Here is a 14131-nt window from a genome sequence, read left to right on the forward strand (position 1 = left end):
GTTTCCCGATATCGGCGGAAGATTGTCTCTGCCGGCGGTAACTTGCTCAGGGGGAAAGGCGGCGCAGAAGCTGGGGATCCACCTCGCCCACATAGGTATTCAACCCGATAGCCGTGGCGATCAAAGCCCCATCCACCTCCACCCGCCGGTATTGGGCGATGGCCTCTGCCAGGGGCACATCCACCACCCGCCGGTTTTGCCAGGCCACCATGCGGTCGTACTTGCCCTGGGCGATCAGGTCCACAGCCGCCACCCCAAAGGCTGCTCCCAGCAGGCGATCCAGCGGCGAAGGGGTGCCTCCCCGCTGCAGATGGCCCAAAACCATCACCCGCGTCTCGATGCCGGTGCGCAGGGCGATCTCGTTGCCAATATAATGGCCAATGCCACCGTAGAGAGACTGCCCCAGGCTGTTGGTGTAGGTTATGGGCTCGCCTGACTCGGTGGGAACGGCCTCCGCCACCACCACAATGCTGAAATTGTTGCCCCGCTCTTTGCGGTCGAGGATCCTTTTGCAGACATTCTCCAGCTTGTAGGGGATCTCCGGGATCAAGATCACATGCGCCCCCCCGGCAATGCCGGCGCTGATGGCAATGTGACCGGCATCCCGCCCCATCACCTCCATGACCATAACCCGGCTGTGGCTGATGGCCGTGTAGGTGAGCTGATCCAGGGCCTCCACAGCCACGCTCAGAGCCGTATTGAACCCCACCGAATACTCGGTGGCGCCAACATCGTTGTCGATGGTCTTAGGGATCCCGACGAAGTTCCAATCCCCCTGCAGAGCCAATTGCCGGAGAATGGCCAGGCTGCCATCCCCGCCCACCCCGATCAAAGCATCCAAGCCCAGCCGGTGGTAGCCGGTGATCACCTCTGCCGAGCGATCCACCAAGCTGCCGTCGGGCATGGGATAGGCGAAGGGGTTGCCCTTGTTGACAGTGCCCAGGATGGTGCCACCATAGCGCAAAATGCCGGAAACCCGCTTGACATCCAGCAGCTCCGCCTCCACCGGTCGGGCCATCAGTCCTGCCGTCGCATCTTTGATGCCGTAAACATCCATGTCGTAGTCGCGGGCCCGCCGCACCACCGCTCGAATCACAGCGTTGAGACCGCCGCAATCGCCGCCGCTGGTGAGGATCCCGATTCGCTTACGTTTGGGCATAGGTCTCTGGCTGAAAAAGGGCGAACATCCTAAACATCGATTGCAGAGAAAAAGGAGAGGTTGAGGGATCCCTACAACCCAGCAAGATCAGGTTAGCCTGCCTTGCCGGCGCAGTTTGTCTTGGGCGATAAGCCCAGACGTTAAGTATCCTTCACAAAAACAATTAAGAAACATTGCCGCACAAACCCGCAATTTGGGCAAGCTGCGATATCTCCGAGGATAGATCTTTCCGAAAAAACTTGGGGCAACGATCGACTCAAAAAATGAAATCATTTGTTAAGCAGGGATGATCAAAACCCACTCAACCCGATGATAAAGATGAGGATAGAGATAGGGTCTCGTTTGGGAGAAGTATTATGACTCAAACCATTGCTCAGTGTGCTCTGCAAGGGGCCGCGGAGTTGCTCAGCCGCTACCAGCGGGGAGAGCGCCATTTTCCCCAATCCTGCTTAGAGTACGCTTTTTTGAGGGGGGCAGATCTGCGGCACGCCGATCTCCAGGGATCCGATTTGCATGGGGCCAACCTGCGCTATGCCAACCTGCGCGGCAGCAATCTGGCCAATGCCGATCTGCGCTGTGCCGATCTGCGCTATGCCGACCTGGAGGGAGCCCGTTTGGAAGGAGCCAACTTGAGTGGCTCCCAGTACAACCACAGCACCTGCTTTCCGGCAGGGTTTGACCCGGCGGCGGCAGGAATGCAACTGCTTGAATTTTAGTTGGCAATTCGGCTGCCCAAGCCTCAGGGCAGGGGAAAGCGCTCCCGCAGATCTTGAACCACCGGCGCCGGCACGAGATGGTCGATGGGGCCGCCCAGCTTGGCGACCTCCTTGACCAGGCTGCTGCTGACGAAGCTGTGTTCGCTGGCGGTGGCGAGGAAGAGGGTTTCCAGTTCGGGGGCCAGCAGCTTGTTGGTGTGGGCCATTTGCAGCTCCACATCGAAGTCCGACAGGACGCGCAAGCCACGCACAACGACTTTTGCCCCCCGTTGACGGGCATAGGCCACCGTCAAGCCGGAAAAGGTATCGACCTCAACGTTTTTCAGATGGGCAGTGGAAAGGCTAATCTGGGCCTGCCGCTGCTCGGGGCTGAAGAGGGGGGTTTTGTTGGGGTTTTTTAAGACGGCGACGATCACCTTGGAAAAAAGACGGCTGGCCCGCTCGATGATATCGAGATGCCCAAGGGTAATGGGATCGAAGCTACCGGGATAGAGAGCGATCATGGCCAAGCTGGAGTCGTGCTATTCTTCACCCTACCTGGTCGCGGGCCCAAGCCAAATAGGTGGCGCTCACTTGGCTGGCTGGGATGGCCAGAATCTCCGGCTCTTCATAGGGATGTAGCTCCCGCAGCCGTTGTTCGAGCCGAGGATAGGCGGTCGCGGGCAATTTGAACAGGAGGAGGAACTCAGCATCGGTCTGCAGGGATCCCTGCCAGCGATAGTAGGACGTAATTCCGGGCAAGATCTGGGCACAGGCCACGTGACGTTCGGCCACCAAGGTGTGGGCCAAGCGGTGGGCTTCGGCCTCGGATCCCACCGTGGTCATCACAACCAAGAGGCTATTGGGTGCATCTGTGTTGTCCATTCAGGTGCTCCTGGAGCAGGGATGTGCCTTTGGCAAAATAGGGCCGCTTCTGGTGCCAGCGCCAGGCTGTTTGAATGATCTCGGCCAAGTCGCTGTAGAGAGGTTTCCAGTTGAGATCCCGCAGGATGGCACCGGCATCGCCCACCAGGCAGGGGGGATCCCCCGGTCGGCGTGCTCCCATTTGCACCGGGATCTGTTGTCCGGTCACGGCTTCGGCGGCGGCGATGACCTCCCTGACGGAAAAGCCTTGGCCATTGCCCAGGTTATAGGCTGCTTGCACGGGCCGGCCAGAGGCCAGCGCCTCTGCTGCCAACACGTGGGCTTGAGCCAGGTCGGCGACATGGATGTAGTCTCGAATACAGGTGCCATCAGGGGTCTCGTAGTCATCTCCGAAAACGGTGATGTGGGGACGTTGGCCGGCGGCGGCATCCAGCACCAAAGGGATCAGGTGGGTTTCCGGGTCATGGGCTTCACCGATTTCGCCGTCGGGATCGGCGCCGGCGGCGTTGAAGTAGCGCAGGCTGATGGACTGGATCCCGTGGGCAGCCCGAAAATCCCGCAAGATCTGCTCCACCATCAGCTTGCTCTGGCCGTAGGGGTTGATGGGACGTTGCGGATGACTTTCAGGGATGGGGAGCCGCTCTGGCACCCCGTAAGTGGCGCAGGTGCTGGAGAACACAATGTACGGGATCCCGTGATCTCGCATGGCCTCCAACAAACTCAGGGATCCGGCCACATTGTTGCGGTAGTACTTGCCGGGATCCTTGACCGACTCACCCACATAGGCATAGGCGGCAAAGTGGATCACCCCTTCCGGTCGATAGCGTCGGATCACCTGATCCAGTCGCTCGCGGTCGGCAATGTCGCCGATTTCCAACGGCCCCCAGCGAACCGCCCAGGGGTGCCCGTAAATCAAGTTGTCGTAAGCAATGGGGAGATGGCCAGCAGCCGCCAGAGCTTTGCAGGTGTGGCTGCCGATGTATCCTGCCCCGCCCGTAACCAAAAGCCGCATAGGCAGACGTCAGAGCAAAAGGTTGTTAAAGGTTGCCGAGGGGATCCCTATCAAGCGCCAAAAGCCTCCTTAGCGGCGTACATCACCTCCACGCTGATCTCAGCCAAGCCCCGCTCGCGGGCAAATTTTTCGGTGTTGCGCTTCACCTTGCCCCGCACAAAGCCGGGCACCTTGTTCAGCTCCGCCTGGGCCTCCCGCGTCCAGATGAGATCGGAATCGGCGCTCAGGCTCTTGTGGATCACTTCTTTGGTGTCGTGGCCGCCGAAGACCTCCAGCAGATGATCCTCCATGCCCAGCGTAAAGGAGTTGTAGATTAAGTCCACAACTTGGTTGGCGCCCTCGTAGCCCAAAAAGGGCTTGTAGCCGATGGGAAAATCCTGCACGTGGATGGGCGCGGAGATCACCCCACAGGGGATCCGCAGCCGTTTGCCCACATGCCGCTCCATCTGGGTGCCGAAGATAGCAGCAGGCTCCGCCTGGGCAATGGCATCGGCCACACGGGTGTGATCCTCCGTCAGCAGCACCTGATCGCAATACCCGCCCACCTCCGCCTGAAACCACTCGCCATCGTAGGTGCAATAGCTGCCCGCCCAGACCACGTGGATCCCCATCTCGCGGGCCAGGATCTTGGTGATCGCTGCCGCATGGGTGCAATCCCCAAAAACCACCGCCTTTTTGCCGGTCAGGTTTTGGCAATCGATGGAGCGGGAGAACCAGGCCGCCTGGGAAACATGTAGGGTCTGCTCCTGGATGTAGGGCTCGTAGTCCGCCCGGATCCCTTGCTCGTTGAGAACCTGCTGGATTTGGCGGATGAAGCGGGCTGTTTCCACCACTCCCATGGGGGTGATCTCCACGTAGGGCGTGCCAAACTGCTCCTGCAAGTAGCGAGCTGTCATCGGCCCCAGTTCGCGGTAGGGCACCACGTTGAACCAGGCCCGCCCCAGATGCTTGAGATCGTGGACGCTGGCCCCCTGCGGGATCACCAAGTTAAGGTCGATACCCAGATCCCGCAGCAACTTTTTTAACTCCCGCAGATCGTGGGCGTGGTGAAAGCCCAGGCTGGAGATGCCGAGGATGTTGCAGGAAGGACGTTCTGTCTTCTGGGGTAAGCCGTCCAATTCGCCGCTTTTGCGGGCTTTGTTGATGTAGAACTCCACAATCTGCTGCAGGGTGCGATCGGCGGCCTGCAACTCGTTGACCCGGTAGTGGTTGACATCGGCCAGCAGCACGTCGCAGCGGCTGGCCAACTGGGCCTGCCGCACAAAGTGATGCAGATCCTCCTGCAAAATGCTGGAGGTGCAGGTGGGGGTGACGACAATCAAATCCGGCTGCTCCTCGCCATCTTTGCGGACGATGTTGCGAATCACCTTCTCGTCCGATCCCCGCGCCAACACCTGCCGGTCAACGACGCTGGTGGTTACCGGGGTAAAGTCCCGCTCCCGCTCCAACATGGAACGCATCACGTTGAAATAGTCGTCCCCCAGGGGAGCATGCATGATGCTGTGGACATTTTTGAAGGAACTGGCCACCCGCAGCGTGCCGATGTGGGCGGGGCCAGCATACATCCAATAGGCCAATTTCATAAGCAGCCTCTGAAGAAAGACCGAGGTAACAAAAAGGAGATCCCCATCCCCTGCCCGCTTCTCACTCGCTGGGAACCTCTCCTGGAATTGTAGAGTGCCCGGCAGCCGGGATCCCTTGCTCGTTATCTCCTGTAACTCTCGACAACAACATCTTGAGAAAATATTGATCATAAAGAAAAACAATGCTTCAAGGTAACTTTTGGTGCGGGGATCCCTCTACCATAGGCCCAAGCGCTGTTCCATCCTGGAAATAGGGACAACAGCCTTGAGCTGGATCCCCAAGCCCTGGCAGCTCGCCAGCCAAGGCGGTCAATTCTGTAGTTTTCGCTGCAGGTTAACTTTTGAATACAAAATGTGTACCTCTACAAACTTGAGCAGAGATTTTGTGTTACCCAGGCAAGTTTCTGGCCGCCGAAGGCAGACTGAGTCTGGAGAGAAACGCCTTCCTGTTTCCCTAGATACAAACCCGGGCAGGAGAGCATGACTGCTGCAGAGAGCGAACACCCTTGAGGTGTTGAGGTGAAAGCTTATGGGCTCTACCACGATTTCTTGGCAACGTGCGCGCAAAGCTTCAGAGGAGCAAATGGATTCCATGACTTCCACGTACTTCAAGCCTGCGGCTCACCTGCGCGACTGGCTGCAGGCGCCCTTGCAACCAATTCGAGCGGCAATTGACAGCATTGAAGTTGGGGATCCCCGGCTGGCCCACTTTTTGTGTCGGTGGATCCCGGCTCGCTGTCCTTTCGAGCGAGATGTGGTGTTGCTTGGCCACAAAATAATGCACATTCCACCGATGTGCAAGCTCAACCCCTTCTACGATCAGGTGGTAGGGCTGCGCTTCCGGGCTTTGTCGTTCTTGGCAGAACAGGGAGAAGACATCAGCCGCTATCTCTAGATTGGCTCTTGGTTTAGATGATACTTCACAGATATTCACGGGACATAGATTGCTTCTTTTTCTATCAATGGACGGAGTTCGGGGCGCAGAGCCTTGTCGGTGACAAGGTCTAAGGAGCATCCAAGTTTATCTTCCAAGTAGAAGAGCAGACTCAAGTAATGCTTGGAGTCGGCTTTACCCATAAATTCAACTAGGATATCGATGTCGCTGCCGGCTTGATCCTCGCCACGAGCGGTTGAGCCAAACAGGGCCAGTCGCTGCACACCAAATTGCTTTTGAATTTCGGCAAATTGCTCGCTGAGCAATTGCAATACTTGTTGTTTCCTCATGGCTGAGCAGATTGGATCATTCACTTGTCAACTCTCTAAGTGAAGTGGGAACACGGGTTGGCCGCTTGTTTTGATCTTCCAGGCTCACACAGGTAGGTGTTTATTCTAGCTATCTTTAGGAGTCACGGAGTCCGGTTCAAGGGATCCCTGGCCGTCCAAAAGCCGTTGAAAAACTATGGCCACTTCAACCTAGGTTAAGACAGTCTCCAAGCGGTTCTCGCCACTACCCAAGCACTCGGCGCCGCTGCCCTCACCCCCGGCCCCTCTCCCACCCTCACCCCCGACCCCTCTCCCAAAGGGAGAGGGGAGTTAGAGCGGCGCATTCGCGACAGTGTTGCGTAGCAATAACGGTGTAACAAACCGTAGGCTGGCTGGGGCGGATCCCGTCAAAAGCGAGTCTCGAACTCGATGGCAATGGCGTTGTTGCCCTCGAGGTCGGTGGTGGCGCGGGTGAGGGTTTGTTCGTTGAGGCGGTAGCGGGCGCTGTAGCGGGTGGGCTGAAAGGGATCCGTCAGGTTGCGCTGCACCGAGAGGGAAGTGGCGGGCCCCAGATCGCGGGCCACTTCCAGGGCCAGGCCCACCGAGGAACGTCTGGGGGCACGGGTATCGACCTGGGGGACGGGGCTGAGGCGAACCTCATCCAAGCCGAGGGTGTCCCGCAGCGTCTCCACCACATCGTTGAGTAGGGCTGTTCCCGCCAGTCCGGCCACCCCGGCTTCTGGATTGAGTTGGGCCAAAGCTGTTCCCCCCAACAGGGCGACAATCTCTTCTGGGGAGCGGCTGGGACTGCTAGAAAGCGTCAAAACCCCGTTGCGGGGATCCGCAGCCGCAAGCTGGCTGGCCCGTCCGTTGACAGTGGCCAAGATCTCGATGCTCTGCTGGGATCCCGGTAGGGTGCGGTTGGTCTCAAAAGGAGAGAGCTCCTGGGGAAAGCGATACACCTCGAAGGCTTGGGTCACCAGGCGCAGGTTTAAAAAAGGATCGAAGGGGTTGTCTAGGTCAAAGGTGGCGGTGTTGGGGCGGGAGCGATCCAGGCGAAAGTTGGCAATGGGCAGGCTGACGCGGCCTCGCTCCAGGGCAATGGTGCCCGCCGGACGTAGATCTTGGGGAGTGCCAAACAGGCGCAAGCTGCCGCTGGCGTTGAACTCAAATAGGTTGGGGCGCTGCACGCGGATCCCAGGCCCCAAGACCAGCTCCAACCCGTTCAGCCGCGGCTGCCAGAAGGGATCTACCTGAGTCGCGTCTGTAGGAGCTGCCGCTTGGCGCGGGCTGACATCGACGATTCCATCGGAGATCTCTAGGTGTCCCTCCATCAGAGGCCGCAGCAGCAGGCCGCCCACCGTCACCTCTCCTTCCAGGCGGCCTGTGTAGAGGTTGGGCAGGTTGAGCTGGATCCGTTGCAGTTGCAGCGTTAAGGGCGGCGCGGTCTCGTCCCTCTGCAGGGCGCCGCGGGAGTTGACGGGCAAAAAGCCGTTGGCCAACAGGGATCCGCCCCCCAACTGGCCCCGCAGCTCCCGCACCTCCAATTGGTTGAGGTTAAAGACAATTTGGCCGGTCAGGTCGGTGATGGGCTCCGGCAGGGCGGCCAGTTTGAGGATCCCGGAGCCGAGGCTGAGGTTCCCCTGCAGGCTGGGCTCTCGCAAGGTGCCGCGGATGGCCAGCTCCAGTTGGCTTTGGCCGCCCTCCCAGCGCACCTGGTCGGTGAAGAGGTTGACCAAGCGCAGGCCGCCATTCTCGGCTTGCAGGCTGAGGTCGATCTGATCCGAGGCGGCCCGCACCTTCGCAAAGGGCAGGGTGTAGGGCACCAGGCCAGAGAGGCGGATCGGCTCGTCGCCGTTGGCCAGCAGGGCTCCTTCCAAGCGCAGTTGTCCCTGGTGGTAGTCAAATTGTCCCCCCACCTCCTGCAGCGGCACCTGGTTGATCTGGGCATTCACCACCGTCAGGGAACCGCGGGCAAGGGGATCCCGCAGGTTGCCTGCCAGCTCCACATCCAGGTTGAGATCCCCTTGGAGTTCCAGCCCATCCGGCAGGAAGCGATCCAGCAAAGCCAGAGGAAACCCTTGAATTTGCAGGGATCCCGACTGTTCCTCCAGGCCCAACTTGCCGGTGAAAAGGGCTTGGCGTTCCCCACTGCGCAACAGCAGCGGCTGCAACACCACCGCCCCCTCGACCAGGCTGCCGCTGGCGGTGAGGCTTTCAACACCAAACTCCTCCGCTTGCCAATTCTGGCCCTCCAGGTGAAAGCTGACGCTGGGCCGGTTGAGGTTGCCGACGAGGCTGACGCTAGCCTGAAATTCCCCCCGCAAGCTGGTGGGCGGCGGGATGCGGGGATCCATGCGGCTGGCCAGGGCCTCCAGGTGGGCGGCCAGGATCTGGGCGTAGTATTCTAGCTGCTCCCAGAGGGGATGGTTGGGCAGACCAACCGGATCCGTCCGCAGCACCGCGGCAGGGCCCAAAGGTGGCAGCCGAAAACCGCGGCTGGTGATATCGCTCCACTTCCGCCACTTGAAAGTAGAAATGATATCTTCCAGGCGACCCCGGCGGGTGCTGATCTGCAGGTCGATTTGGGGAACGGGAGCCGCCGAGGTGGGATCCAGAGAGGTCGCCGGCAGCTCCAAAGTACCGCTGGCGGTGTAGAGGCTCTGGAACAGCTCCAGTTGGGCTTGGGCAAGGGTCAGACGAGCGGGGCGAGAGTCGTCTCCAGGGTGGTAAGCGAAATCCACTGCAAGGCCCTGCGCCTCGAGATTGCCCAGTCGCAGCCCCTCGACCGCAGCTTGACCTTGAGCAGCGCCACTGGCCAGGTCAAGCGCCACCTCCCCATCGAGGGTTCCCTGCAAGCCGGCCCATGCCCCAGCAGCCACCCCCCCCAGCCAAGCTAGCGGCAAGCGGTTCGCCACCACCTGCAGCTCATCTTGCTGTCGTTGGCCGCGCACTTCCGCCTCGCCCCGCCGCAGCTCGAACTGCAAGGGCCGAAACTGGGGATCCAACTGCAGCGCCAGCCGCTCCCGTGCCCCCGCTAGCTCCACCGTCGTCCCCTGGCTAGACCAGCTAAAGGGCCCAGCCAAGTCGGCAAAGGCTACCTCCCCCACCTGCAAGCCGCGCAACTGGGCCTCGCCAGTCACCTGTAACTCCTCCAGGGAGCCGCGGAGCTGCCCGGATCCCTGCAGCACTCCTGCCACCCTCGGCGGCAGGCCGGGTACTTCTGCCAGGGGGATCCCGTCAGCGGCAAAGTTCAGATCCAGGGATCCCACCTGCAGCGTCTGCGGGTCGACGGGGATCCGTCCCTCTAGCCTGGCCAAGCGGGTGGTGCCGGCCAAGATCTCTGCCTGCTGGATACGCAGGTCAGATCCTTCCCAAGCTACCTGGCCGCGGATGCCGTCAACCCATGGCCATCCCCTCTCTCCCAAAGGCTGGGACAGGGCTAGCGACCCTTGCGCTCGCAACGCCGCCAGGAAACCCACCTCCGCCGCCTCCGCCGTGTTCATCTGCGCCATCAGCTCCCCGGAGAGGGATCCCGGCCACTGGGGGTTAAAAAAGGCCAGCGGCAGATCCTGGGGAGCCAGCCGCGCCTGGAGTTGCCCTGCCGCCCACCTTCCCGCCACCTGGGCCCGGCCCCCGCCCAGCTCCAACACGGCCTGCGGCACCTCCACCGCCCAGCCCCCCGCCTCGGGCAAGATCTGAAGCTGTCCTCTGCCGGCAATCTCTCCCCCTTGGGTTTCCCAGGTGGCCTCCACCTGGGGCCGGGATCCCGTCAGCGCCACCTGTACCTGAGCACTTACCGGCCCCGCCCAGGGCAGCTCGCCCCGCCGCGGCAGGTTGAGGTCGTAGAGGGCCAGCACCTGCTCCACGTCGGCCCCGCTGACCTGCAAATTGAACTGGCCCGCCAAGCCGGCAGCCCATTGCAGTTGTCCGGATCCCTGGATGCGTCCGCCGGCGGCCTTCAGGTCAATTTCCTCAAAGGCCAAGGTCTGGTCGGCCCAGCGGAAGCCAAAAGCATATTCCGGCACCGCCAGGCGATCCACCTGCCCCGGCGAGATCCCTTGCAACTGCCCTTGGATCTGCGGCCCCTTGAGCGGCCCAGTAACCGCCAGGGATCCCGCCACCACCCCTGCCGCCGCCACCGGCAGCTCAAAGTTGAAAGTCTCCTGGATTTGCTGCCAACTGGCTGGAGCCATGACAGCTTGCAGATTGAACCCCTCGTTGTCGCCGAAGGCAATGGAGCCGTTGAGATCCCCGAAAGAGAGCTGGCCAAAGCGACCGCTCACCCCCTGCAGATCCAGCTCCTCTAGGGTAAAGCGAACAGAGCCCTTCACCTCTTCAAAAGGATGCGGCAACCTCTCCAACCCCAGCCGCGCCTGCTGAACCTGGGCTTGCCCCGTCAACTCCCAAGGGCGTTCTCCGCCCCAGAGGACTTGCAGATCCAGACTGGTCTCCCCTTCCACCTCGGTCAAGGGCGCCGCCGGCAAGACGCTGGGCAGCAGCTCCAAAGGCAGACGCTGGGCGGCCAGCGTCACCGCGCCAGAAGCCTGGGCGAAATCCGCCACCCCCCTAAGCTGCAAGGGATACCCTCCTTCCCTCTGCAGAGGACGCAGCCGCGCCGAGAGCTGGAAACTGGCCCGATCCCCTCCCCCCGGCGGAGCACTCAGCCACACCTGCACCTGGCCCTGCAGATGGTCAAACTGGCGCCGCTCCCCCACCAAAGGGATGACCGTCAGGGATCCCTCCTGCAAACGGACGTTCAGCCCCTGCAAGGGCAGGGATCCCTCCCCTTCTGGAAGTTGAAACTGCACATCTGCCCAGCCGCGATCCAGCGTTTCCATCAGCAGCAACTGGGGCCGGTTCAGGGTAATGTTGAGCACCCACTCGCCTGTTTGTAGCCAGGTCCAAAAGTCGGGGCTGAGGTCGATAGAGCCGATGCTGGCCAAATGTTCGATGTGGCTTTCTCCCAGCCTCACCTGCCAAGGGGCCACAAACCTTACCTCCCCCAATTCCACCCGCCGGCGCATCGCCTGCGAGAGGGTTTCTTCTACTTGGGGCAGCACCTGATTTTGAAGATACGCCCCGATTCCCCAGGCGGCGCCCAAGGCAGCAGCCGTCAAGCCCAAACCCAGCCCCGCCCCCACCCCAATCCAGGTCTTGGAGGAGAGGGGAAATCGTTGCTCTTTCTCGCGCTGATCTTCGCCCAACACCCACCCCCAGGGATCCGAACCACCCCAGTTGGGAAGCCCTGTTTGGCCCGCAGGCCGGCCTCCTCTGAAATAGGGGAAGCTGCCCCCATCCTACCCAAGGACTCCCGGCCTGCCACGAGGGGACAGAGAGAAGAGATCCCTGCCCCCAGCCGCAATCCCCTGCCCGCGGAAAAATACCGTCTCGCCCGCAGGGATGCTAAGCTATCTCCACGCCCGAGATCGGGCCTCCATCTTCTGTCGAGATAGACAAAAGGAGAAAAGCCATTCCGGAACCTCTGTCTCTGACGGTCAGCTTGCGCGGCAGCCACGAAGCGCTGCAAAACTGCCAGGTCTTTTACCTGACGGGCCTTCTGGATGCCTTTTCTGAGCCGGTCTTTGTTAAGGTGGTCACCAAATACTTAGAAGAGGGATCCCCCAACCTTATCCTGGATTTGACGGGGATCGACTTCATCGATAGCTCCGGCGTCGGTGCCCTGGTGCAATTGGCCAAGCTGGCACAGAGCCGTGGAGGTATCTTTCAGGTGGTGAGCAACCCCCGCGTCACCCAAACCGTGAAACTGGTACGGCTAGAAAAGTTTTTGTCCTTGCGCAACTCTTTGCAGGAAGCCTTGGATCGCCTGAGGGAGGAAGGCACGGGCAATCCAGAAACCACCTGATACATGGGCCTGGGAACTTTTTGGGGGATCAGTGCTGGAGCCGGGGATCCCGAGTGGCTGACCCTCAAAGCAGCCCGCATCCTCGGCGCCGTCCGCTGGGTGGCCTGCCCTCAGAACGCCATCGGCCAGCCGGGTTTAGCCTATCAAATCGTGCGCCCCTGGCTGCGACCGGAACAAACCCTATTGCCGTTGCATCTGCCCTTTGTTACCCAAGTTGAGCTTCTGCAGGCGGCCTGGCAAGCGGCTGCCGAGCAGCTGGCCCCGCTTCTAGAACGGGGTGAGGATGTGGCCTTTGTGTGTGAAGGGGATGTGGGCCTCTACAGCACCTTTGCCTACCTGGCCCAGGCCCTGCAGCAGCGGATCCCTGACTTGCCCATCCAGGCCGTACCGGGGGTGTGCTCTCCCCTGGCTGCCGCCGCCGCCCTCGGATCCCCTTTGGCGCTCGGCTCCGAGAAATTGGCAATTTTGCCTGCTCTCTTTGCCCTGGCGGAGCTGGAGGCGGCCTGCGCCTGGGCGGACGTGGTCGTGCTGATGAAAGTGGCCCCCGTCTATCCTCAGGTTTGGCAGTGGCTGGCGGCAAGAGGCTGGCTGCAGCAGGCCAGCTTGGTGGTTTGGGCCGGTTGGCCGCAGCAAGTTCTCTTCCCCACCCTGGAAGGATTGGCCGACTATCGCCCCCCCTACTTTTCCCTGCTGATCCTGCGGTTGTGAACCTCGGAATTAGTTTAACTTTTCTTTTATAACTTAAGGCCTGGATAGAGCCGGCTTGTTTCCCTAGAAGAAGGGGAGAGATTGGGCTGGTCAGAGGCCAAGCAGCCCCAATCCAGAAGGCAGGGATCCCTCTGTTGAGCTACATCAAAAAGAGATGAAAAGACCAAGTTAAAGGAATGATCCAGCCCGTTAAGAATGGTTGCTGCCCTTGGAAGCGAGATCGATTACAGGTTAGATTATGGGTGTGGTGATTCAGGCGAGGAGGATAATATCTCATCCCCATCAAACGCGAGACACCGCTTCTCGATTCAATCAAATCCAAAAGGCTCCGTCAGTCAACAGTTTGATCTCAACTTCCGATCCGTTGCTGCGGCAGGCTTTTCTGAGAAGTGGATGTCTCGCCAAGCAGAGCACCTGGTACCTACGACAGGTTTTCCTCGAAGTAGAACATGGGAGTTAAAGCAGATAGCTGTTGGGTTTGCTGTAGAGGCCACGAGGGAAGCAGGGAAGTACTCTTCCGGAAGCAAGTTTCTCAAGTGGTTTTGCCAGATCGAGAAGCTCAGCCGGCTATTTTGAGTCTCCACGCATGAGCGAGTGCAAGTAGGAAAATCGGTGATCGGGTTCAGGTGCTCTCAACCTGCAGGCTCTGGCAAGGTGAAGCCAATGCTTAGTGGGACAAGGGCTGCGGGCTTTAGCAATTCTTCGAGGTTCTCTCAGTTCATAGTTCCACTCTCGCTTTCAGGAGGTTGCTATGTTTGCTTTTCTGTCAAAGATTGCTAGAGCAGTTATCCGCATATTTGCTCCTGACAAATCCGATCTGGTGGAAGTGGGTTACCAGCCCATTACGGATGATGTCTATCGCATCAATGGCTCAGCCTGCCACGCTAGCGATCTGGAGATCTGATCGTAAGCCTCAGATTTGATTTGGGTTTTGGAGCACCCATGGGCGTTGGCTCAAAAATCCTTGTTTCCAGAGTGTTGTTTGCTAACCAATTTGTTGGATCCATTTTTTGGAGTGCT

General features: G+C 60.1%; 12 protein-coding genes. 5 read left to right on the plus strand and 7 right to left on the minus strand.

The genetic code is table 11. From position 1 onward, the window contains the following. Positions 1-46: 46 nt before the first annotated feature. Positions 47-1159 carry an ATP-dependent 6-phosphofructokinase gene (locus tag NW858_RS02115; protein WP_414347998.1) on the minus strand — a complete coding sequence of 371 codons (1113 nt, stop codon included), beginning with the start codon at positions 1157-1159 and terminating at the stop codon, positions 47-49. 356 nt (positions 1160-1515) lie between these two features. On the opposite strand from NW858_RS02115, the gene NW858_RS02120 reads away from it, so the two are divergent. Next, positions 1516-1875 carry a pentapeptide repeat-containing protein gene (locus NW858_RS02120; RefSeq protein ID WP_414332774.1) on the plus strand — a complete coding sequence of 120 codons (360 nt, stop codon included), beginning with the start codon at positions 1516-1518 and terminating at the stop codon, positions 1873-1875. Positions 1876-1898: 23 nt separating this feature from the next. On the opposite strand, the gene coaD is transcribed toward NW858_RS02120, so the two are convergent. The 4 genes from coaD to bchB are packed head-to-tail and all read right to left on the minus strand — an operon-like array spanning position 1899 to position 5334. Then, entirely contained in the window at positions 1899-2378 is a 480-nt protein-coding gene (gene coaD / locus NW858_RS02125; protein WP_414332776.1) for a pantetheine-phosphate adenylyltransferase, read from the minus strand. A 25-nt stretch (positions 2379-2403) separates the two neighbouring features. Next, entirely contained in the window at positions 2404-2739 is a 336-nt protein-coding gene (cutA, locus tag NW858_RS02130; RefSeq protein ID WP_414332778.1) for a divalent-cation tolerance protein CutA, read from the minus strand. Next, on the minus strand, positions 2714-3751 hold the full coding sequence (gene galE / locus NW858_RS02135) for a UDP-glucose 4-epimerase GalE (RefSeq protein WP_414519570.1): 1038 nt from the start codon (positions 3749-3751) through the stop codon (positions 2714-2716). Before galE ends, cutA begins: the two co-directional genes overlap by 26 nt. Positions 3752-3801: 50 nt before the next feature. After that, positions 3802-5334: a ferredoxin:protochlorophyllide reductase (ATP-dependent) subunit B gene (bchB, locus tag NW858_RS02140; RefSeq protein ID WP_414519572.1), complete on the minus strand. Its 1533-nt coding sequence runs from the start codon at positions 5332-5334 to the stop codon at positions 3802-3804. 592 nt (positions 5335-5926) lie between these two features. Here bchB and NW858_RS02145 point away from each other — a divergent pair. Further along, positions 5927-6229 (plus strand): Mo-dependent nitrogenase C-terminal domain-containing protein, encoded by a 303-nt coding sequence (locus tag NW858_RS02145; RefSeq protein WP_414519574.1) that lies wholly within the window; start codon positions 5927-5929, stop codon positions 6227-6229. Between the two features lie 35 nt (positions 6230-6264). Here NW858_RS02145 and NW858_RS02150 read toward each other — a convergent pair whose 3' ends face one another. Together NW858_RS02150 and NW858_RS02155 are read right to left on the minus strand one after the other, a co-directional pair. Continuing rightward, positions 6265-6582: a nucleotidyltransferase family protein gene (locus tag NW858_RS02150; protein WP_414519576.1), complete on the minus strand. Its 318-nt coding sequence runs from the start codon at positions 6580-6582 to the stop codon at positions 6265-6267. Positions 6583-6944: 362 nt separating this feature from the next. Continuing rightward, complete coding sequence (locus NW858_RS02155) at positions 6945-11744, minus strand: translocation/assembly module TamB domain-containing protein (protein ID WP_414519578.1); 4800 nt, start codon at positions 11742-11744, stop codon at positions 6945-6947. A 296-nt stretch (positions 11745-12040) separates the two neighbouring features. Here NW858_RS02155 and NW858_RS02160 point away from each other — a divergent pair, with 296 nt between their 5' ends. From NW858_RS02160 to NW858_RS02170, 3 genes are all read left to right on the plus strand, one after another. Next, positions 12041-12403 (plus strand): STAS domain-containing protein, encoded by a 363-nt coding sequence (locus NW858_RS02160; protein ID WP_414366034.1) that lies wholly within the window; start codon positions 12041-12043, stop codon positions 12401-12403. 3 nt (positions 12404-12406) lie between these two features. Continuing rightward, positions 12407-13111, plus strand: coding sequence for a precorrin-2 C(20)-methyltransferase (locus tag NW858_RS02165; RefSeq protein WP_414519580.1), 705 nt, complete (start codon positions 12407-12409; stop codon positions 13109-13111). A 751-nt stretch (positions 13112-13862) separates the two neighbouring features. Continuing rightward, complete coding sequence (locus NW858_RS02170; protein ID WP_414332791.1) at positions 13863-14015, plus strand: hypothetical protein; 153 nt, start codon at positions 13863-13865, stop codon at positions 14013-14015. Positions 14016-14131 lie beyond the last annotated feature (116 nt).

The organism is Synechococcus sp. H55.10 (genome assembly GCF_047502715.1).
Taxonomy (GTDB): Bacteria; Cyanobacteriota; Cyanobacteriia; order Thermostichales; family Thermostichaceae; genus Thermostichus.